This is a genomic window from Microbacterium paraoxydans, assembly GCF_018224615.1.
Taxonomy (GTDB): domain Bacteria; phylum Actinomycetota; class Actinomycetes; order Actinomycetales; family Microbacteriaceae; genus Microbacterium; species Microbacterium paraoxydans_B.
Genome location: NZ_JAGTUK010000002.1, coordinates 95,704 through 116,551, shown reverse-complemented (window position 1 = coordinate 116,551; position 20,848 = coordinate 95,704). Strand labels below are relative to the sequence as shown.

Annotated in this window: 21 protein-coding genes; 5 read left to right on the top strand and 16 right to left on the bottom strand. The window is 70.8% G+C overall.

Features of this window, described 5'->3' with window-relative positions; translation table 11 throughout:
- The first annotated feature begins 225 nt into the window (after positions 1–225).
- Positions 226–1,443 (top strand): M23 family metallopeptidase, encoded by a 1,218-nt coding sequence (locus tag KE274_RS16640; protein ID WP_283091345.1) that lies wholly within the window; start codon positions 226–228, stop codon positions 1,441–1,443.
- 46 nt (positions 1,444–1,489) lie between these two features.
- Positions 1,490–1,882 carry a hypothetical protein gene (locus KE274_RS06200; RefSeq protein ID WP_211541917.1) on the top strand — a complete coding sequence of 131 codons (393 nt, stop codon included), beginning with the start codon at positions 1,490–1,492 and terminating at the stop codon, positions 1,880–1,882.
- 13 nt (positions 1,883–1,895) lie between these two features.
- Here KE274_RS06200 and KE274_RS06195 read toward each other — a convergent pair whose 3' ends face one another.
- The 7 genes from KE274_RS06195 to KE274_RS06165 form a co-directional block, all read right to left on the bottom strand.
- Complete coding sequence (locus KE274_RS06195; protein ID WP_211541915.1) at positions 1,896–2,525, bottom strand: DUF1684 domain-containing protein; 630 nt, start codon at positions 2,523–2,525, stop codon at positions 1,896–1,898.
- A gap of 34 nt (positions 2,526–2,559) precedes the next feature.
- Positions 2,560–3,444 (bottom strand): helix-turn-helix transcriptional regulator, encoded by an 885-nt coding sequence (locus KE274_RS06190; protein WP_211541913.1) that lies wholly within the window; start codon positions 3,442–3,444, stop codon positions 2,560–2,562.
- A 69-nt stretch (positions 3,445–3,513) separates the two neighbouring features.
- Positions 3,514–4,680, bottom strand: a complete 1,167-nt coding sequence (locus tag KE274_RS06185; RefSeq protein ID WP_211541911.1) for a Gfo/Idh/MocA family protein — start codon at positions 4,678–4,680, stop codon at positions 3,514–3,516.
- Positions 4,677–5,513: a carbohydrate ABC transporter permease gene (locus KE274_RS06180; protein ID WP_211541909.1), complete on the bottom strand. Its 837-nt coding sequence runs from the start codon at positions 5,511–5,513 to the stop codon at positions 4,677–4,679. Before KE274_RS06180 ends, KE274_RS06185 begins: the two co-directional genes overlap by 4 nt.
- Complete coding sequence (locus KE274_RS06175; protein ID WP_211541907.1) at positions 5,513–6,406, bottom strand: carbohydrate ABC transporter permease; 894 nt, start codon at positions 6,404–6,406, stop codon at positions 5,513–5,515. Before KE274_RS06175 ends, KE274_RS06180 begins: the two co-directional genes overlap by 1 nt.
- Before the next feature lie 49 nt (positions 6,407–6,455).
- Entirely contained in the window at positions 6,456–7,835 is a 1,380-nt protein-coding gene (locus tag KE274_RS06170; protein WP_211541905.1) for an ABC transporter substrate-binding protein, read from the bottom strand.
- A 167-nt stretch (positions 7,836–8,002) separates the two neighbouring features.
- Positions 8,003–8,821, bottom strand: coding sequence for a sugar nucleotide-binding protein (locus tag KE274_RS06165; RefSeq protein WP_211541903.1), 819 nt, complete (start codon positions 8,819–8,821; stop codon positions 8,003–8,005).
- A gap of 64 nt (positions 8,822–8,885) precedes the next feature.
- Between KE274_RS06165 and KE274_RS06160 the strand changes: the two genes are divergently transcribed.
- On the top strand, positions 8,886–9,923 hold the full coding sequence (locus KE274_RS06160; protein ID WP_211541901.1) for an FUSC family protein: 1,038 nt from the start codon (positions 8,886–8,888) through the stop codon (positions 9,921–9,923).
- A 57-nt stretch (positions 9,924–9,980) separates the two neighbouring features.
- Here KE274_RS06160 and KE274_RS06155 read toward each other — a convergent pair whose 3' ends face one another.
- Complete coding sequence (locus KE274_RS06155; protein WP_211541899.1) at positions 9,981–10,631, bottom strand: MIP/aquaporin family protein; 651 nt, start codon at positions 10,629–10,631, stop codon at positions 9,981–9,983.
- Between the two features lie 239 nt (positions 10,632–10,870).
- On the opposite strand from KE274_RS06155, the gene KE274_RS06150 reads away from it, so the two are divergent.
- Together KE274_RS06150 and KE274_RS06145 are read left to right on the top strand one after the other, a co-directional pair.
- The gene (locus KE274_RS06150) at positions 10,871–12,238 is read left to right on the top strand and encodes an APC family permease (protein WP_211541897.1); all 1,368 of its coding nucleotides are present in this window, start codon (positions 10,871–10,873) and stop codon (positions 12,236–12,238) included.
- On the top strand, positions 12,225–12,434 hold the full coding sequence (locus KE274_RS06145; protein WP_211541895.1) for a multidrug transporter: 210 nt from the start codon (positions 12,225–12,227) through the stop codon (positions 12,432–12,434). Before KE274_RS06150 ends, KE274_RS06145 begins: the two co-directional genes overlap by 14 nt.
- 62 nt (positions 12,435–12,496) lie before the next feature.
- Here KE274_RS06145 and KE274_RS06140 read toward each other — a convergent pair whose 3' ends face one another.
- From KE274_RS06140 to KE274_RS06105, 8 genes are all read right to left on the bottom strand, one after another.
- On the bottom strand, positions 12,497–13,267 hold the full coding sequence (locus KE274_RS06140) for an SDR family NAD(P)-dependent oxidoreductase (RefSeq protein ID WP_211541893.1): 771 nt from the start codon (positions 13,265–13,267) through the stop codon (positions 12,497–12,499).
- On the bottom strand, positions 13,264–13,878 hold the full coding sequence (locus KE274_RS06135; RefSeq protein WP_211541891.1) for a nucleoside/nucleotide kinase family protein: 615 nt from the start codon (positions 13,876–13,878) through the stop codon (positions 13,264–13,266). Before KE274_RS06135 ends, KE274_RS06140 begins: the two co-directional genes overlap by 4 nt.
- Positions 13,879–13,964: 86 nt before the next feature.
- Entirely contained in the window at positions 13,965–14,975 is a 1,011-nt protein-coding gene (locus KE274_RS06130) for a sugar ABC transporter substrate-binding protein (RefSeq protein ID WP_211541889.1), read from the bottom strand.
- Between the two features lie 45 nt (positions 14,976–15,020).
- Positions 15,021–16,064 (bottom strand): ABC transporter permease, encoded by a 1,044-nt coding sequence (locus KE274_RS06125; RefSeq protein WP_249186118.1) that lies wholly within the window; start codon positions 16,062–16,064, stop codon positions 15,021–15,023.
- Complete coding sequence (locus KE274_RS06120) at positions 16,061–17,560, bottom strand: sugar ABC transporter ATP-binding protein (protein ID WP_211541887.1); 1,500 nt, start codon at positions 17,558–17,560, stop codon at positions 16,061–16,063. The genes KE274_RS06125 and KE274_RS06120 overlap by 4 nt, the downstream gene beginning before the upstream one ends.
- Entirely contained in the window at positions 17,557–18,612 is a 1,056-nt protein-coding gene (locus KE274_RS06115) for an NAD(P)-dependent alcohol dehydrogenase (protein WP_211541885.1), read from the bottom strand. Before KE274_RS06115 ends, KE274_RS06120 begins: the two co-directional genes overlap by 4 nt.
- Positions 18,605–20,098 (bottom strand): xylulokinase, encoded by a 1,494-nt coding sequence (gene xylB, locus KE274_RS06110; protein WP_211541883.1) that lies wholly within the window; start codon positions 20,096–20,098, stop codon positions 18,605–18,607. Before xylB ends, KE274_RS06115 begins: the two co-directional genes overlap by 8 nt.
- Positions 20,095–20,784, bottom strand: coding sequence for an SIS domain-containing protein (locus KE274_RS06105; protein ID WP_211541881.1), 690 nt, complete (start codon positions 20,782–20,784; stop codon positions 20,095–20,097). The genes xylB and KE274_RS06105 overlap by 4 nt, the downstream gene beginning before the upstream one ends.
- Positions 20,785–20,848 lie beyond the last annotated feature (64 nt).

Sequence of the window (20,848 nt, the reverse complement as noted above, 5' to 3'; positions counted from 1 at the left end):
TCTTCTCAGTGTCGATGCTCCGGCTGACAGCTGGAATCTACCGCCCCGGGGGTGATTCCTCGCGTAGGCCATCCGCCCAGCGAAAGTGTCGCCGCGCGGACGGTGCATCCCGCGAGCTGGCGGGCGACCCGACGGGCATACCGGCACGGAGGATTTGACGCGCCCCCGAACGGCAACGTAGGTTACGGGACGGTAACGGCCCTCCCGAAGGGGCCGGTGCACGGCATGACCCGATCGCGGAAGGACCCTGTCACGTCTTCTCTGGCCTCCGGACGTTCGCACGAGGACGCCCCGCTCGACCCCGCAGAAACCGCGATCGCTCCACAGCCCCCGCTGCGCCGCGACCGACGCCGGGCATCCGCCTCGGCACCGCAGGAGCCGACCCCCACGGCAACGCCGGCACCCTCCACCCGCGCCGCCCTCCGCGCCAGGGCAGAACGGCCCTCCCCGGAGACCGCACCCTCCACCGCCCCTGAGGCTGCCGCACCGGGAACCGACGCCGCCTCCACCCCCGAGGCTGCCGCCCCCGCGCCCACCGCCACCCCCGAGGCTGCCGTCCCCAAGGCTGCCGCCCCCGCACCCGCCTCCACCCCCGAGGCCCCCGCGCCCGAAACGGCCGCCGCCCCCGAGGCCCCCGCACCCGAAACGGCGACATCCGCCGCCGCACCGCGCACCCCCCGTTTCCCGCGCGGCCCCCGGCGCCCGCGCCTGGCGAAGCGCCCGCGCGGCACCGCCGCGTCCAAGATCAAGGCGCTCGGCGCCGTCTTCGCCGTCGGCGTGATGGTGACCGGAGCCGCCCTGCCGGTGCTGGCACCCGGCGGCGACGACGCCGTGGCGACCGTCGCCGGCGCGGCAGCGTTGAAGGACGCCGCACAGTCCTACACGGCCACCGATGCCATCCGTGCCACGATCTCCGCCCGCGGCTCCTTCGCAGCGACGACGCCCGAGGAGATCAAGGAGACGCACGCCCGCGCGGCCGCGGCCGCCATCGCCGCGGGGATGCCGCTCAGCAGCGCGATGGACATCCCCGTCGCCGACCGGGTGGTCATGCCCATGGCGGACGGGACGTACTCGTTCACCGACGGCTTCGGCGCCTCCCGGCCCGGCCGATCGCACCTGGGTCAGGACTTCGCCGCCGGCATCGGCACCCCGATCAACGCCGCCATGAAGGGCTGCGTGTCGCGCTCCACGGAGAGCTACCAGGGCTACGGCGTCACCATCCAGATCGAGAGCATCGTCAACGGCCAGGCCGTCAGCACCGTGTACTCGCACCTGAAGCACGGCACGCGCGCCGTGGAGGTCGGCGACTGCGTCGAAGCCGGACAGTACATCGGTGACGTCGGCTCGACCGGGTACGTGTTCGGCTCCTGCCTGCACTTCGAGGTGCACATCAACACGGTCGCGATCAACCCGCTGCCGTGGCTCCGGGACAACGTGAGCTGACCGCGCCGCGCGCGCTCCCGGCCTTCGGCGTCCCTACGATGGGATCATGCCGTCCGTCGACACCCTCGCCCTCGTCGGCGAGGTGCTGTCGTGGGTCGGTCTCGGCGTGGGCATCCCCCTGCTGCTGATCGCCCTGCTGGTGCGGATGGCCGAGGGCGCGTGGCTCCCGATCGAGATCGCGATCGTCGAACGCGACGGCACGACCATGGCCCGATGGTTCGCGGGCGGCGACTTCCACGAGCGGCCGCTGCGAGGCCACGAACCGGCGGTGGTCGACGACGGCTTCACCACGGGCGTCGTCAGCGCCAACAACCCGGCTCGCGCACGGATCGGCGACCCACCCCACACGCGGCGGGTCCTGCGCACGCTCGGGATCGTGTTCACCGCGGTCGGCGTGCTCGGATTGATCGGCTCGCTCGTGCCGCTGTTCCTCGGCTGAGGCCCCGCGCCGACTACGCCCCGGTGTACCGCTCCCCCACCGGCACCTCCACGGGCAGCACGTTCCCCGCAGGTGCGAGCGGGCACGCCCATGCGGGGTCGTACGCGCACGACGGGTTGTACGCGAAGTTGAAGTCGAGCACGATCGTGCCCCGCGACGCATCCCCGCCCAGGTCGGCGCCCTTGATGGTGTCGAGCAGATAGCGTCCGCCGCCGTACGTGCCACCGGGTCGCCCCGCCGATGCGTCCCGCACCGGGACGAACAGCCCGCCCCCGTACGAGCGCAACCGCCACACGTCGAGAGTGCCCGCATCGGGGAGCTCGACCACGCCGACGCGCTCGAACGGTACGAGGCCGTCGGTCCCCGTCGCGAACTCGAACTCCGCGGGCTCCGCCTCCAGGATCGGCAGCGCGAACCGCCACTGCGGGTCGTACGGCGCGATGGGCAACCCCTCGAACAGCACCCGGTCCTCCGGCAGCAGCGGCGTGGCGGGGTGATGCAGCATGAGCTCGTCGCGTTCGATGCGCCACAGCTCGTGCGCGTCCTCCGGCGAGTCCGCCCGGCGCACGGCCTCGTACAGGGCGAAGACCCTCCGCCGCCAGTCGACCACGTCCACCGCCGCGCGGGCGCTCGAGCTCGTCATCACCCCAGGCTAGTTCGCCATCCGCGGGCGGGGCTCAGGTCTGTGCGGTCAGGCGGCGGTACTCGGTCGGGGTGACGCGGAGCACTTCCCGGAAACTGCGGGCGAAGTAGTTCGCGTCCGGCAGCCCCACGTCCTCCGCGATGCGGGCGATGGGGTCGTCGCCGAAGGCGAGGCGCCGGGCGGCGATCGAGATGCGCGCCTCCCGCAGGAACGCGACGATCGTCTTCCCCGTCTGCTCCTTGAACGTGCGGCGCAGAGTGGACTCGCTCATGTGTGCCAGCGCGCACAGCGTCGCGACGTCGGGCGTGCGCCGCACGTCCAGCAGCAGATGGTCGACCACGCGCGCAATCCGCGGGTCCCTGGCGCGCACGGGCGCACGCACCCCACGCCGGCGCGACGGCGGAGCGACCGTCACCCCGCGGTCGGCCATCAGCTCCGCCGCGGTGCCGAGCACGACCGCCAGGTGACCCGACGCGAGCATCGCCTTCCCGACCGAGGCCTCCTCCCACGCGTCGATCACGGCGTCGAAGTTCGCCCGCACGGTCGGGTGCGCCCCGGCATCCGACACGGCCGGCACCGGGATACCGACGGCGACGCTGCCCTGCGCGTCGAGCGACGCGGAGAACCGGATGGAGCCGAACGAGAAGTCGGACGAGGTGGCGCGACAGCTCAGCACCGCACCCTCGTGGATGAACACCAGGTCGCCCGCCGTGACGCTGTGCCGCACCCCGTCGAAAGCGATCTCCCCGGTGCCGGAGCGGATCAGCCGGAGGATCGAGTACGGCAGCTCCGATGGCGGGAACGTCCAGGGGACGGGGAAGCGGAACGCCTCGGCGTGCAGCACGCTGAGCCGGATCGCTCCCACCGTCACCCTTTCCGCTTCGGCCACCGCGAGGGGCGACCAGGCCGAGTCACTCACGCAGCTGACCCACCTCGATCTCGCGATAGTACATGGCCTGCAGACCCACGGCGGTGCGCGGCCACGGAGTCAGGCGTGGGCACGCGCGCCCTCCAGGATCTCGGCGATGCGCACCTTGCGGTCCTGGGCGAGCGACAGCGTGAGGGCGTCGGCCGTGGCGATGGACGCCCGCGCCGCGGAGCCGTCGGTGAGCGCGGCGAACTCCGGCTCGGGCGCGGCACCGGTCAGCAGCCCGTGGAAGTACGCGGTCTCCTCCTCCACGATGCCGCTCAGCCACAGGGGCGGGGTGCTCTCCGGGTTGCCGTACATGATGCCGCCGTCGGTCGAGCTGGAGGCGTAGATGGCGGTGCGCTGCGCATCCTCCTCCTCCGTGCGGTGCAGCAGGAACCGCTCCTCGCGGCCCGAGTGGCGCACCGTGACCCCGGTGTCGGTCATGTCGATGCGAGCGGCGCCGAGCGTGCCCTGCACCAGGAGGTAGTGCTCCGGCCAGCGGAACGCGGACCCGTACTCGAGCGTGGCGAACGCCCCGCCGGGGAACTCCAGCGTGATGAGCAGCAGGTCGTCCTCGTCGCCGAACTGCGCGCCGCGGTGCGCCACGTTGCCGCCCACCATGGTCGCCGTCTCTGGCACGCCCAGCAGGAACTGCACCACGTCGAGCTCGTGGATGTGGTGGTACAGATGCCCGCCGGAGAGCTCGCGCCGCTTCTTCCAGGAGATGGACGGCTGCGGTTCCTCCCAGCCGTTGCGGGCCGCGCGGCAGTAGACGATGTCGCCCAGCACGCCGTCGGCGACCAGGCGCTTGACCCGGCGCACGCCGTTCATGAAGTTCATCACGTGCCCCGACATGAGCAGCACCCCGGCCGCGTCGGCCGCGTCCACCATCGCCGAGCAGTCCTCGAACGACAGTGCCATGGGCTTCTCGCAGAAGATGGGCTTTCCGGCCTCGGCCGCCGCGATCACGGCCTCGCGATGCGCCCAGTTCGGCGAGGCGACGATCACGGCGTCCACGTCGTCGCTCCGGCACAGTTCCTCGATGCTCGCGGTGGCCGTCGCGCCGAACTCGCGCACGGCGTTGCCGGCGTTCTCCGGGTCGAAGACGCGGGTGATCGACGCGCCGGGGAGCCGGCGGAACCCGCGGCCGAGCGCGAGCCCGAAGTAGCCGGAGCCGATCAGGCCGTAGCGCACCTCCTCGTGGGGCTCAGGGCGGGCGGTGGACGATGCGACGGTTGTGTTCATTTGACGGACCCCTCCGAGAGTCCGGCGGCGATGTGGCGTTGGATGAAGAGGAAGAAGACGACGGACGGCACGACCACGACCACCGAGGCCGCAAGCATGGCCCCCCAGTCGAGGACCTCGGAGCCGCTGAGCGAGTACAGGGCGACCGTGATCGGCATGCGTTCGCTGCTGTTGATGAACAGCAGCGCGAACAGGAACTCGTTGAACGAGTTGATGAAGGTGTAGATCGCGGTGGCGACGATGCCCGGCGCGACGATCGGGGTGGCGATGGTCGCGAACACCCGGAACCGGCCGGCACCGTCGACCTGCGCGGCCTCCTCGATCTCGACCGGGACGGTCTGGTAGAACGCGGTCAGCATCCACACCGCGTACGGGATCGAGAACGACAGGTAGGCCAGCACGAGCCCGGCGTAGGTGTTGATCAGGCCGAGCGAGATCATGATCAGCGTGTACGGCACGGCCAGCAGGATCGGCGGGAACATGTACGTGCTGATGAGGATCTGCGTGAGCTTCTGCCCGACGCGGGGGAAGAAGCGCACGATGCCGTAGGCGCACGTCGAACTCACGACGATCGTGACGACCGTGGTCGACAGCGCGATGAACAGGCTGTTGCCGAGGTTGCCGAGGATGCCCAGGTCGAACAGCACGCGCGTGTAGTGGTCGAGCGTGAACGCGTCCGGCCAGAAGCCGATCGGGTCGGTGGCCAGCTCGCCCGAGCTCTTGAAGCTCGACGTGACGATCCACACGAGCGGGAACACCGACACGATCGCGAGCACGGTGAGGAACAGATAGGCGGGCGCGGCGGACAGGCGGCGCAGGGTTCTCGTCGACATCAGGCGTCCTTCTTGTCCCAGCGGTCGAGCAGCCGGAACGCGAGCGCTCCGAGCAGCAGGAGGAAGAGCAGCAGCAGCACGGTGATGGCCGAGGCGACGCCGAGCTGCTGGAGCCCCCAGCCGGTGCGGTACGCGAAGATCGGCAGCGTCTCGGTGAGCCCGGCCGGCCCGCCGCCGGTGAGCAGGAACAGCAGCTCGAAGTTGTTGAACACCCAGATGCTGCGCAGGATGACCAGCAACCCGACGACCTTCTTCACGTGCGGCAGGGTGATGAACGCGAACCGTTGCCACCCGTTGGCCCCGTCGACGGTCGCCGCCTCGAACTGCTCCTTCGGCACGGTCTTCAGCGCCGCGAGGATGTTGACCATGAACAGGGGCGCGCCGAACCAGATGTTGATGGCCAGCACGGTCAGCATCACCACGTCGGGGTTGGACAGGAAGCTCACGTTCTGCGCGGTGAGTCCGAGCCGCGTGAGCAGGTTCGGCAGGAACCCGTAGACGTCGTTGAGGATCCAGCGCCAGCCGAACGCGATCACGATCGCGGGGAACGCCCAGGGGATGATCAGGAGCGTGCGGAACAGCCCGGTGAGGTGGCGGATGCGGTTGAGCGCGATCGCGGCGACGAAACCGACGAGCAGCTGCCCGGCGATCGACGCGACGGTCCACAGCAGCGACACCCGGAACGCGTTCCAGAACTGCTCGCTCTGCAGCACGGCGACGAAGTTGTCGATGCCGACGAACTCGACGGCGGGCCGCAGCAGATGCCGATTGGTGAAGCTGTAGACGACGCTCGACACCACCGGGTAGAAGAGCAGCAGCACCACGATCAGCAGGGACGGGGCGACGAACAGCACCCCCGTGAGGTGCACGGTGCGACGGGAGCGGGAGGTCATGGCGGACCCGGGGTCCGGTCGCGCGGGGCGACCAGACCCGGGGTGGGGCTCAGAACGAAACACCGGAGGCGACGAACAGCTGGTTGAGCTGATCCTCCGCCGCCTTCGCGGCGGTCTTGACGTCGGTGCCGTTGAGAACGATGTCCTGCAGCATCTTCTCGATCACGGCCTGACTGGTGAGGATGCCGGACTGCACGAGCGGACCGGTCTCCATGCCGATCGCGGTGCCGGCCGGAACCGCCTCGCCGATGACCGCGACGCTGTCGGCATGGCGCTGCAAGGTCTCGTCGTCGAGGTAGGCCTCGTTCTCGGCGATGTCCTGCAGTGAGGGCAGCATGCCGCCGGGGACCGAGTGCAGGAAGTCGATGTAGTCCTCGTCCTGGTAGAGGAACTCGAGGAACGCCTTCGCCTCCTCCTGCACCTCGCTCTTCTGCCAGACGACCGTGGCGATATTGGAGGTCTCCCCGCCGTACAGCTCGTCGCCCTTCTCCAGGCGCGGCAGCGGCGCGGCCTTGATCACCGATTCCAGCTGCGGGGAGGTGCCGACGACGCCGGAGATCTGGAACCCGGAGTTGAAGTCGAACGCGGTCTTGCCCTGGTAGAACAGCGTCGCCTGGTCGAGCACGTTGTAGTTGACGCTCCCCTCGGGCGACGTCTTCTCGTACATGTCCACCCAGTACTCGATGCCGTCGATCGCGGCGTCGGAGGTGAGGTTGGCGCGTCCGTCCGCCTTGAGCAGGCTCTCGCCCGCCGACTGGAGGTAGAAGTTGAGGAAGCGCGTGCCCATGAGGTCGTTGGTGCCCATCGGCACCGCGAGCCCGTACTGGTCGGGGCCGGTGGTGAGCGCGACGGCCGCGTCCTTGAGCTCGTCCCACGTCTCCGGCACCTCGAGCCCCGCGGCCTCGAGCAGATCGGCGCGGTACCACATGACCTGGGCGTGGGAGTAGATCGGCAGCGAGTAGGAGACGCCGTCGAGGGTGCCCTCGCCGAGCGCGGCCTCGGTGAAGCGGTCGCGGCCGATGGCGTCGATCACGTCGTCGACCGGGGCGAGCGCGCCCACGTTGATCATCTGCACGACCTGGTTCGGTTGCGCGGTGGACAGGTCGGGCACCTGGCCGGCGGCGAGGCCGGTGGTCCACTTGGTCTGGAACTCGCCCCAGCTGAATGTCTCGATCGTGATGTCGACGTCGGGGTGCTCCGCCTCGAATTCCTCGGCCATGCGCTCCATGTACTCGGCGCGGGGACCCTGGGTGAAGCTGTGCCAGAAGACCACCTCGCCGCTGAGCTCGCCGTCTCCTGCTGCTGTGTCGGAGTCGGGGGTGGTGCCGGCACAGGAGGCGAGAGCCACGACGCTGACCGCGGCGGCTGCGGCGAGGGTCATGGTGCGCAGCCGGGCGCGCGATCCCTTATCGGGGTAGGGGAAAGCCATGAGGAACTCCTTTGTTGCTGGTGCATAGCTCGGACACTCCGACGGTAGATATCAGACGTCAGACAAGTCAATCGAAGCGCGCCGAGATCGCTCGATCACGGCGGCAGGTGACCGTTCTGTGCTAGCACCAGACGGTCAGCCGCACGCCGGAGTCGGGCGGGCGGGGCTCAGGCGGAGGCGTCGCGGTCGAGCATGGCGGCGTAGCCCTCCTCGAACGTCGGGAACTCGAGCGGCCCGAGCAGGGATCGCAGCAGCGCGCCGTCGTAGACGTGGCCGCTCGCGTCGCCGCCGTCGTCCGGGGGCACCGGCACACCGAGGCGCCGGGCGAGGAACGCCACCACGTCGCCCAGCGGTACCGGGCGCTCGTCGACCGCATGCACGAGCGACGGCGGCTCCGGCAGGCGCAGCAGCAGGTCGAGCGTGCGCACCAGGTCGCTCTCATGGATGCGGTTCGTGCGGCGGCGATGGGTCACGGCCGCGCCCTCCCGCACGCGCCGCACCAGGAACTCGCGCCCCGGACCGTAGATCCCCGCGGGGCGCACGACCACCGCATCGAACAGGTCGATCGCCGCGCGCTCCCCGTCGCGCAGCCCGCGACCGCGATCGGTGGTCGGCTCCGGGGCATCGCGCTCGGTCAGCGGCACGGGGCTCCCCGGCCCGTCGAAGACACCCGTGGACGACACGAACACGGTGCGCGACGGCCGGGAGGGCAGGGCCGCGGACAGGTGCCCCAGCATCGCCGGATACGCGGAGGGCCCCTCGCCGGGCGGCAGCGTGATCACCACGGCGTCCACGGCGGGCAGGGGCTCCGGCAGCGGGGCGGCCAGGTCTCCCACCACCCCGGCCACGCCCGCGGGCAGGGCGGCGTCGGTGCGCCGGAGCGCCACGACCTCTCCCCCATCGGCGATCAGCCGCGGGGCGAGCCGGGCGCCGAGCTTGCCGAAACCGACCAGGAGCGTGCGGGCGGGCGGTGGGGTCGTGGTCACCCTCCCACCCTCGCACAGCGCCACGGACGACCGGACGCCCGGGCGACGGACGTAGGCTGGATCGGTGGCGGAATCGCAGGGACGAGTGTGGACGGGGGTCCTGCGCGTCGGCCCGCACCGCGGCGACCACCGGGTGGCGATCCGTGCTGCCGTGAGCGTCGCCGTCCCGCTGCTCGTGCTCTGGGCGCTCGGCCGCCTCGACCTCAGCATCTACGCCAGCTTCGGCGCCTTCGCCGCGCTGTACGGCCGCCACGACGCGTTCCGCGACCGCCTCCGCATGCAGGCCAGCGCGGGCGGGGTGCTGCTCGCCGCGATGCTGATCGGCACGGCGCTGTCGGTGCTCGCCGCACCCGCCGTGCTCAGCGCCGTGGTCGTCGCGGTGGTCGCGGCCGGGGTCACCCTGCTCGCCTACGTCATGCACTGGCATCCGCCGGGCCCGCTGTTCACCGTGTTCGCGACCGGGGCGTGTGCCACCATCCCCGCCACCCCGGCCTCGTTCGGCGCCGTGCTGCTGGTGGGTGGTGCGAGCGTGCTGTTCGGCCTGACGCTCACGGCCTTGGTGGCCGTCGTCACGCGCACCACCGGGGAGGGGGCGCCGAAGGCCCGCCCGACCGTGGGCCCCGTCGCGGTCGAGATGGCGGTCTCGGTGGCGGTCGCGATCCTCGGCGCCGCGATCGTGGGGCTGCTGCTCGGCGGCACTCACTGGTACTGGGCGGCGGTCGGCGCGGTCGCGGCCGTGAGCGGCGCGCAGCTCAACGCCCGCATCATCCGCGGCATTCAGCGCCTGGTCGGCACGCTGCTCGGCGTGCTCGTGGCCGCCGGAGTCCTGGCGCTCGACCTTCCCCCGATCGCCGTGATCGCGCTCGTCGTGCTGCTGCAGGGGGCCGCGGAGCTGTTCATCGGCCGCAACTACGGCATCGCGATGGTGTTCGTCACCCCGCTCGCGCTGCTGATGGTGCACCTCGCCGCCCCCACCCCGGTCGACGAGCTGCTGACCGACCGCGTGCTCGAGACGCTCATCGGCGTGGCCGTGGGCACGGTGGTCGCCGTGGTGTCCGCCGCGCTGCGCCGTCGCCTCGGTCGTCGCCTCACCCGCCGCTGACCCCGTACACGCAGAAGCGCCGCACCCCGGAGGATGCGGCGCTTCGGTGTCACGGTGTCACTCGGCGGCGGCGATCTTCTTCGCGTCGTCGGTGTTGAGCACGCGGAACAGCACGGCGGCGATGATCGCGCCCACGGCCGGGGCCACGATGTAGAGCCACAGCGAGCTCCACGCGAAGTGGCCGCTGACCGAGAGGCCGAGCGCGACGGCGGGGTTGAAACCGCCGCCCGAGATCGAGCCGACCGTGGCGGCACCGATGAACACGGTCGCACCGATCGCGAGGCCGTAGAAGGAGTTGCCCGCGGTGTCCTTCGACGTGGCGGTGTTCAGCACGACCCACACGAGGATGAGCGTGAACAGTGCCTCGACCAGGAACGCGGGGCCGACCTCGATCACCATGGCCTTGTCGCCCGCGGGCCACACGGCGAGCGCGGCGAGCGCGGCGAGCGCGCCACCCGCGAACTGGGCGATCAGGTAGGCGACGAAGTCGGCGACGCTGAGGCCGCCGCGGAGGAACACGCCGAGCGAGACGGCGGGGTTCAGGTGAGCGCCGGAGATGTGGCCCGTGGAGTACACGAGCACCATCAGCGTGAAGCCGATCGCCAGCGGCGTCAGCGGGCCGCCGCTGTTGACGGCCGCGATGATCGCGAGGACGAAGAGGAAGGTGGCGATCGCTTCGGCGATGGCCTTCCGCGGTGTACCGGTCATGAGTGTGCCCTTTTCTGTGTCACTGAAGGCGGCCCCCCGTCCGCTCGGCAATTCGAAGCCGACGACCCGCCTTGCGGCACTGACGATAGCGGTTCCCCCGCGTCAGGATGAGGAGCCGCGCGGCTTTCCTGTGTATTCGCTGGACGCGGCCGGAGCCTGCGGACGCCCCGCCGTCGCGCATGCGTCGCACCCCTGTCAAGCCCGTGCCCCTCGCGGCGGCCGGGCCCTAGCGTGCGAGCATGACCTCCCAGACTCAGCCCCGCACCGAGGCGCCCGACCGGCTCCGTCGCGCGATCACCGGTCCCCTGCTGTTCGCGTTCATCCTCGGTGACGTGCTCGGCGCGGGCATCTACGCGCTCATGGGGGTACTGTCGGGCAAGGTCGGCGGCCTGCTGTGGGCGCCCCTGGTGCTGGCGCTGCTGCTGGCGCTGCTCACGGCCGGCTCCTATGCCGAGCTGGTCACCAAGTACCCGCGCGCGGGCGGTGCCGCCGTGTTCGCCGAACGCGCCTTCCACAGCCCGCTGGTGTCGTTCCTGGTGGGCTTCAGCATGCTCGCGGCCGGGGTGACCAGCGCCGCGGGGCTCGCGATCGCGTTCGCGGGCGACTATCTCGGCACGTTCGTCGATCTGCCGACCATCCCCGTCGCGATCGCCTTCCTCGCGCTCGTCGGCCTGCTGAACGCCCGGGGCATCCGTGAGTCGATGGGCGCGAACCTGGTGATGACCGCGATCGAACTGAGCGGACTGGTGATCGTGATCGTCGTGGTCGCGGTGTTCGTCGGCGGTGGCGGTGGCGACGTGTCGCGCGCGATGGCCGCCCCCGACGGGTCGAACGTGGCACTGGCCGTGCTGTCCGGCGCGGTGATCGCGTACTACTCGTTCGTGGGGTTCGAGACCTCGGCGAACATGATCGAAGAGGTCAAAGATCCGCGGCGCACCTACCCCCGCGCGCTGTTCGGGGCCCTGCTCACGGCCGGGGTCGTGTACGTGCTGGTGGGCCTGGCGAGCGCGGTCGCCCTGCCCTCGTCGGAGCTGCAGGAGTCGAGCGGCCCGCTGCTCGCGGTGGTCGAGGCCACCGGCGTGAGCGTGCCGTCGTGGCTGTTCAGCCTCATCGCACTCATCGCCGTCGCCAACGGCGCCCTGCTGACCATGATCATGGTCAGCCGTCTCACCTACGGCATGGCCGAGCAGAACCTGCTGCCGTCGGTGCTCGGCCGCGTGCTGCCGCGCCGCAAGACCCCGTGGGTGGCGATCCTCACGACCACCCTCGTCGCGATGGGTCTCACGCTCGTCGGCGACCTGGCGACCCTGGCCGAGACGGTCGTGCTGCTGCTGCTCGTGGTGTTCCTCAGCGTGAACGTCTCGGTGCTGGTGCTGCGGCGCGACCGCGTGGAGCACGACCACTTCCGCGTCTGGACCTTCGTGCCGGTGCTCGGCATCGGGTCCTGCATCCTGCTGCTCACCCAGCAGCGCCCGCAGGTGTGGCTGTTCGGGGCGATCCTGCTCGCGGTGGGCGGCGTGCTGTACGCCATCGCCCGCTGGGGCCGCAGCCGCACCACCCCCACCACCCCGCCCACCGATCAGAAGGAGAACCATGAGCACGCCTGAAGCCACCGACGACCGCTCGTTCGACGAGAACCGGCACGATCAGCTCACGACCGCGCCCGACGCGACCGAAGACGACGCCGCCCCGCGCATCGAGGTGTCCGAGCACGACGGCACCACGCGGGTGGACATCCGCGACGACGCCGAGGTGCGCCCCGGTCCCGGCCCCGGCATGCCCGAGGCCGACGGCGAGGACTGACCCCGCACGCACGAACGCCCGCTCTCCTCCCCCGGGAGCGGGCGTTCGCGTGTGTCTCGCGATCAGAACAGCGTGTAGCCGCCGTCGACCACGAGCACGGTACCCGACATGAAGCTCGCCGCGTCAGAGGCGAGGAACACGACGGACGGGCTGACCTCGCTCGGGGTGGCGTAACGCTGCTGAGCGGAATCCTCGATCCAGAACCGGCGGAACCGCGGCTCGTCCACCGGCGACATGTCCGTCTTGATGTAGCCGGGGGCCACGGCGTTCACGCGCACGCCGGACGGCGCCCACTCCGCCGCGAGCGACTTGGTCAGGTGGTGCACCGCGGCCTTGGAGGCGTTGTACGCGGGCTGCATCTGCGGCCGGTTCACGATCTGCGCGGAGATGGAGCCGACGTTCACGATCGACCCGGAGCCGCGCGCCACCATGTGCGCGCCGACCGTCTGCGACATCCGCCACAGCGCGGTGAGGTTGGTGTCGATCACGTGCGACCACTCGTCGTCCGTCACCTCCAGCGCCGGGCGGTGGATGCACGCACCGGCGTTGTTGACGAGGATGTCGAGCCGCCCGCCCGTGGCCTCGATGGCCTCCGCGGCGATGCGGTCGACCGAGGCGCGGTCGGTCAGGTCGCCGAGCACGACCCAGGCGCGGCGGCCGACGGCCTCGATCTCGGCGGCGGTCGCCCTGGCGGCGGCCTCGTCGCGGCCGTGCACGACCACGTCGGCCCCGGCCTCGGCGAGCGCGCGGGCGAACTCCCGGCCGAGACCACGGGTGGCGCCGGTGACGAGGGCGGTGCGGTCGGTGAGGGCGAATGCTTCCATGACGCTCATGCGTCGACTCCTTCGGTCGGGGTGAGGATCGCGTCGGCCCGGTGACGGGTGGCGCGGATGAGGACGGCGTTGGGGCCGTCGACGTCGGTGGCCCAGGCGACGGCGTCGGCGTGCGACCGGCCGTGCGCCTCGTGGCGGGCGACGAGGCGGCGCACGCGGAGGTCGTCGGGCACGTCGAGGTACCAGACCTCGTCGAGCAGGGGGCGCACGCGCTCCCAGCCGTCCGCGTCGTGCAGCAGGTAGTTCCCCTCGACCACGATCACGCGGTCGAGCGGGGAGAGCGGGAGGGCGCCGGCGACCGCGGCGTCGAGCTCGCGGTCGAAGCGCGGGGCCAGCACGGCCTCGCCCGCGCGCAGTCGGGCGAGCAGGGCGACGAAGCCGTGCACGTCGAAGGTCTCCGGAGCGCCCTTGCGGTGACGCAGTCCGAGACGGTCGAGGCGTTCGTTGGCGAGGTGGAACCCGTCCATCGGCAGCACCGGCTCTCCCAGGGCTGCGGCGAGCGTGGACTTCCCGGCGCCGGGAGCGCCGACGATACCCAGCAGGAACGGGCGGCCGTCGGCGGCCAGCGCGCGCACGAGGGCGGGGGCGTCGGCGGCGGGGAGTGCGCGCATCGGGGTTCCTCCGTCGAGAGGGGTGGGCGGGGTGTGGGCGGCACGGGTCGGGGGAACGGGCGGGTGCCCGCTCCCCCGACCTGGTGTCACTGATCCAGGAGTCCGGCTTCCTTGTACAGGTCGATGTACTCCTGCACGTTGTCCTTCGTGATCAGCGGGTTGCCGATGTCGACGTTCACCTCGTCCTCGGCGCCCGTGAGTAGGTCGTGCACGGCCTTGAGGTTGAGCTGCGCGAGCTCGCGGGCGTTCTGCAGCGAGGTCGCCGTCATGGTGCCCGCCTCGATCAGCAGCGTGGCCTCCGGGGTGCCGTCCACGCCGAACGCGAGGATGCCGTCGAAGCCGCCCTTGCCCTTCACGGCCTCCAGGGCGCCAGACGCCATGTTGTCGTTCATCGAGATGATCGCGTCGATCTTCGGGTTGGCGAGCGACCAGTCCTCCATGAGGGTCATGGCCTCGTCCTTGTTCCAGTTCGCGATGTCCTCCGCGACGATCTTCACGTCGGGGCGCTTCGCGAAGAACTCCTTCTCCCACGCGTCACGGCGGGCCGTGCTGTGGAAGTTGCCCGCTGGGCCGTTCAGCACCACGACGTTCGCGCCGTCGGGGATCTGCTCCACGGCGAGCTCGGCGACCACGGCACCCTGCTTGTACGGGTCGGCGTCGACCGAGCTGCCACCGCTCAGGCCCTCGACGCGCGGGTTCGTGGTGATGGTCACGATGCCCGCGTCGATCGACTGCTGGATGTAGGGCAGCTGCGCGTCGGCGTTGTTCGCCTGGATGATGATCGCGTCGAAACGGTTGGCGATCGCGTTCTCGATCATCTTGTTCTCGATCTCGTCGTCGGCCTGGCCGTCGAACACCTCGAGCGTGATGTCGTCGTAGTTGTCGGCCTCGGCCTTCATCTCGTTCGCGAGCCAGGCGGCGAACGAGTCGGCCTGGGCGCGGGCGATGTACGCGACGCGGTACTCGTCCTTCTCCTCCGAGGCGCCTCCGCCGCCGTTCCCGGTCGGGTTCCCGGTGGTGACGGCGCAGCCGGCGAGACTGATCGCCGCGGCGGCAGCGGCGCCGATCGCGATGATCCTGCGGGTAAGACTCTTCATTGTCTTCTCCTGTTTCTGTGGGTGGGGTGAAGCGGTGCGGAGGGGTCAGGACGTGGTCCTGCCGCCTCCCGGGTCGGATGCGGACGAGGGGGTTCCGACGGGGAACGGGTCGCCCTTCGCGTCGGACTTGAGGATCGTGGTCTTCGCCTTGCCGCGCTTGCTGAACACGTCGTAGGCGACGGCGACGACGATGATCGCGCCCATCACGATCTGCTGGATGTAGGAGCCGATCCCGATGAGGTTCATGATGTTGCCGAGGATGCCGACGATCAGCGCACCGGCGAGGGTGCCCATGACGGTGCCGACGCCGCCGGAGAAGCTCGTGCCACCGATGATCGGCGCGGTGATGGCCTGCAGCTCGTAGCCGACGCCCGCGTTGGGGAGCCCGGCGTTGACGCGCGACATGAAGATCACGCCCGCGATGCCCACCAGGGCGCCGTTGACGAGGAACGCCTGGTACTTCACGCGCTCGACCGAGATGCCCGCGGCGCGCGCCGCCTCCTCGTTGCCGCCGACCGCGTAGACGGAGCGGCCATAGCGGGTCTGGTTCATCAGATACCAGATCACGATGGTCACGCCGATGAGCACCAGCACGGGGATCGGCAGCCAGCCGAGGTTGCCCTGGCCGATGAGGATGAAGTCGCCCAGCTGCAGCACGTTCTGCCCCTGCGTCAGCTCCAGCACCGCCCCGCGGGCCATCAGCATCATGCCGAGCGTCACGATGAACGCGGGCGTCTTCAGGGTCGCCACGAGGAACGCGTTCACGAGGTTGCACAGCATGCCGATGAGGATGCCGGCGAGGATCGCGAGCAGCAGGTTGCCGGTCGACTTGTACACCAGGACCGACACGACCCCGGCGAACGCCATGACGGCACCCGCGGACAGGTCGATCATGCCGCCGATGATGAGCGTCATCGCGCCGAACGCGAGGATCGTGATCACCGCCACCTGGCGCAGCACGTTGAAGATGTTGTCCGAGCTCAGGAAGTTCGGGCTCAGGAAGCTCGCCGCGACGATCACCACCAGCAGGATGATGTAGATCGAGTAGCGGTTCACCTCGAGTCGCTTCAGGTTGGAGAGCATTGTCATGCCACCTCGATTTCATTCATGGCGTAGGTGAGGATGGTTTCCTGCGAGAACTGATCGGGCGTCAGCTCCGCGGTGAGGCGTCCGGCCGACATCACGTAGATGCGGTCGCACATGCCGATGAGCTCGGGGAGCTCGGACGAGATCATGAGGATGCCGCGGCCCTGGCGGGCGAGCTCGGTCATGATCTTGTAGATCTCGAACTTCGCGCCCACGTCGATGCCGCGGGTGGGCTCGTCGAGCAGCAGCACCTTCGGGTCGGCGATCAGCCAGCGGGCGAGCAGCACCTTCTGCTGGTTGCCGCCGCTGAGGTTCGCGATGCGCGTCTGCAGGCTGGGCGCCTTGACGTTCATCTTCTGGAAGTACTCGGTGACGAGCTGCTCCTCCTCGCGGCGACGGGCGAAGCCGCCGCGGATCACCTTGCGCAGGCTCGCGAGCGTGGCGTTCTTCATGATGCTCAGCTGCGGCACGATGCCCACCAGGCGCCGGTCCTCGGACAGCATCGCGACGCCCGCCTTGATCGCCTGGGTGGGGTTCTTGATCTTCACGGCCTTCGTGTCGACCTCGATCTCCCCGGCGTCGAGCTTGTCCAGGCCGAACACCGCGCGGATGACCTCGCTGCGTCCCGCGCCGATGAGCCCGGCGAGCCCGACGATCTCGCCCGCCCGGATGTGCAGGTCGATGTCCTCGAACATGCGGGCGGCCGACAGCCCGGTGGCACGGAAGACCGTGTCGCCGATCTCGACCTTCTCCTTCGGGTAGGACTGGTGGTCGAGGTCGCGGCCCACCATCTGCGCGATCACCTGGCTCGAGGTGATCTCCGATGCGGGCTGCGAGCTGACGACGGTGCCGTCGCGCAGCACGCTGATGTCGTCGGCGAGTTCGAAGACCTCGTCCATCTTGTGCGAGATGTAGATGATCGACTTGCCCTGGGCGCGCAGGTCGCGGATCTTCGCGAACAGCGACTCGACCTCCCTGTGCGCGATGGCCGAGGTCGGCTCGTCCATGATCAGCACGTCGGCGCTGTGATAGACCGCGCGGAGGATCTCCAGGGTCTGGATCTCCGACACCGTGAGGGTGCCCAGGCGCCGGTTGATGGAGAAGTCGAGTCCCTCCTCGGCGAGGATGCGGCGGGCCTCGCTGCGGATGTGCTTCCAGTCGACCTTGCCGTACTTCATGGGCAGGCGGCCGAGGAAGAAGCTCTCCGCGATGGTCATGCCCGGCACGTAGTTGAGCTCCTGGGAGATCATCGCGATGCCGCGGGCGCGGGCGTCGATCGGGTTCTTGATGCGCACCTCTTCGCCGCGCACGCGGACGGTGCCGGCGTCGGGCTGGTAGATCCCGTTGATGATCTTCATGAGCGTGGACTTGCCGGCGCCGTTCTCGCCGCACAGGGCGTGCACGGTCCCGGGGCGCACGTCGAACGACACGTCGTCGAGGGCCTTCACGCCGGGGAACGACTTCGAGACCCCGTCGACCGACAGCAGCGTCTCGCTCATGACGCGGCCCTGACGGAGGGCTCGTCCACGCGGCGCACGCGCGGCAGGACGATGCGCTTGAGGGAGTCGACCGATCCTTCGCCCGACAGCGCCTCCTCCACCTGCTCGATGCCGTACACGTGGGTCACGAGCGAGTCGAGCTCGACCTGTCCCGACTCGAGCAGCGCGCGGGCGATGGGCCACGTGCCGGTGTAGCGGAAGATCCCGGTGACGTTGAGCTCGCGCATCGCCACGTCGGGCACCGACAGCGGGAACTCGTCCGCGCTACCGACCAGCACCACGGTGCCGCCCGCCCGGGTGGAGCGGATGCCGTTCACGATCGCGGGGGTCGCGCCGGACGCGTCGATGAACACGTTCGCGGCGAGGTCCTCCGTGGACTCGGCCGCGGGGTCGACCACGCGGGCACCGTAGGAGGCGGCGAGCTCACGCCGGGCCGGGTTGATGTCGGCCACGACCACGTCGACCGCGCCGAACGCCTTCGCGACCTGCGCCGCGATGATGCCGATGGGGCCACCGCCCGCGATGAGCACGGTGTCGCCCACCTTGATGCCGCCCTTCTGCGCTGCCGCGATACCGACCGACAGCGGCTCCATGAGGGCGGCGGCGTGGTCGCTGATCGCGTCGGGCACCGCGTAGGCGAAGTCGTCCTGGATGAGCACGTAGTCGCAGAACGCGCCGTCGACCGGGGGCGTCGCGTAGAACTTCATCTGCGGGCAGAGGTTGTAGTCGCCCGCGCGGCAGAAGTCACAGCGACGGCAGGGCCGCTGCGGCTCGATCGCGACGCGCTCCCCCACCCGGGACGGGTCGACGTCGGCGCCGACCGCGACGATGCGGCCGCTCACCTCGTGGCCGAGGATCAGCGGGGTGTCGACGACGTAGGGGCCGATGCGGCCGTGCTCGTAGTAGTGCACGTCGGAGCCGCAGACGCCGACGCTCGCGACCTCCACGAGCACCTCGTCGGCGGCGGGCGTGGGGACGGGGCGCTGCTCGAGGGCGAGGTCCTTCACCCCCCGCAGCACGCTGGCGGTCATCGTGGACGGGATCTCAGACATGAGTGTCCTCTCTCTCCTGTGAAAGCTGCGGGACCGGGGCCTGCTCGGCCTGCAGGTCGGCGAGGTGCAGGTAGCGGTCCCACACGTCGCTGCGGTCGGCGGCGGGCTCGGTCACCGAGGTGGTGGCGGGGCGCCAGGCGGCGGTCACGGCGGCGACGGTCTCTCCGCGGTGCACGGCGGCGGCCTGGATCGCGGCTCCTCGCGCGGTGCCTTCGGGCGCGTCGACCGTGTGCACGGGGCGCTGGGTGAGGTCGGCGATCACCTGCCGGTAGGCGAGGGAGCGGGCGCCGCCGCCGATCGCGATGGTGTGGCCCGTGGTGGGGATGCCGAGCGCCGCGAGCGCGCGCTCTCCGCGGAGCAGTCCCAGCGCGACGCCCTCGAACGCCGCCAGTGCGAGCTGCTCGCGGCTGGTGGCGGTGGTGATCCCGGCGAGCATGCCCCGGGCGGAGGGGAGCCGCGGCGAGCGCTCCCCGTCGAGGTAGGCGGCGAGCACGGGGCGCTCCGGGTCGAGCGGGGCGGCGAGTGCGAGCGCGGTGAGCTCGGCGTGGTCGACGCCGAGGAGTCGTGCGACCGTGTCGGTGACCTTGGTGGCGTTGAGCGTGCACACGAGCGGCAGGTACCCGCCGGTGACGTTGGCGACGCCGTCCACGGCCCCGGTGACGTCGGCGACCGGGTGGGGTGTGGTGGCGAACACGACGCCGGACGTGCCGAGGCTGTACGCGACGTCGCCCTCGGCCAGCCCGATGCCCTGGGCGGCGAGGTGCTGGTCACCGCCGCCCGCGCTCACCTGCGCGTCGCGGTCGATGCCGAGGGCGTCGGCAGCCGCGGGGAGGATGCGTCCGGCGGACTCGTCGGGTCCGAGCACCTCGGGCAGCAGCGGCGCCCAGTCGCGCTCGCCCACCGCCTCGTCGAGGATGTCGGTGCGCCAGCGGCCCGTGGCGGCGGAGTAGTAGCCCGTGCCGGAGGCGTCGGAGCGGTCGGTCACGCGGCGGCCGGTGAGGCGGTACGTCAGCCAGTCGTGCGGCACGGAGAGGTGGCGCGCGCGGGCGAGGGTCTCCGGTTCGGTCTGGGCGAGGAGCGCGAGCTTCGACACGGTGATGGCCGCGGAGGGCACGATCCCGATCTCCTGCGCCCACCAGGCGGCGGGGTGCTGCGCGAGCAGGGCGGCGGCCTGCGGGGCGGAGGTGGTGTCGTTCCACAGCCGGGCGGGGCGGAGCACGCGGCCGTCCGCGTCGGACACGACGAGTCCGTGGCACTGTGCGCCGACGCCCACGGCGACGATGCGCACGTCCACGCCGCGACGGGCCTCGGCCATCGCCGCGACCAGGGCGGCCCACCACGCCTCGGGGTCCTGCTCGCTGACGGGCGGGTGCGTGACCGGGTGCGGGGCGCGCCCGGTGGAGACGAGCGCACCGGTGGCGGCGTCGCGCAGTTCGACCGTGCACGACTGCGTGGAGCTGTCGACCCCGGCGACGACGTCGATCATCGCGCTGCCTCCTCGAACGGGGGCACCGTGAGGCGGGCCGGGTCGCGGGGCAGGTCTTCGAGTCGTCCGACGGCACCGGCGGGGTGCGTGGTCATGAACTCGGCCCACGTGTAGCCGCGGCCGCGCATGAGCACTTCGGCGAGAGCGTCGCCCCACGCGGACTGCGCGATGGTGACGCCGGTGGCGACGATGCCGCCGATGTCGGCCGAGGGGTGCACGGCCACGGCGACGCTGTGGTCGGCGAGGCGCGCGAGGGGGGTGTCGTGGCCGCGGGTGAGGGCGATCACACGGGCGCCGCGGCCGCGGGCGATGCGGGCGAGCTGCACGACCTCGTCGGAGGCGCCGCCGTTGGAGATCAGCAGCACGAGGTCGTCGGCGGTGATGGCACCGGAGGCTCCGTGCAGGCCGTCCATGGGCGAGAAGGGCAGCGAGGGCGTGCCGGTGACGGAGAGGATGTGCGCCATGCGCCGGGCGACCGTGCCGGAGGTGCCGGAGCCGCCGATGAAGAGCTTGCCCGTGCCGGAGAGGATCATCGAGGCGGCGGTGACGAGGGTGTCGTCGATCGTGTCGATCAGGGCGCGTACGGCGTCGGCCTCGGCCTGGAGCCGCCCGCGCGCTACCGCCAGGATGTCGTCATCGACGTTCAACACGTTCTCCCTTGACCGCGCTGCAACTGCTGCGCTCATCTGTGATGCTTGGATGTACGTTTGAGCATAGGAACCGTCGCGAGCCGGAGGAAAGGCAGCCGTC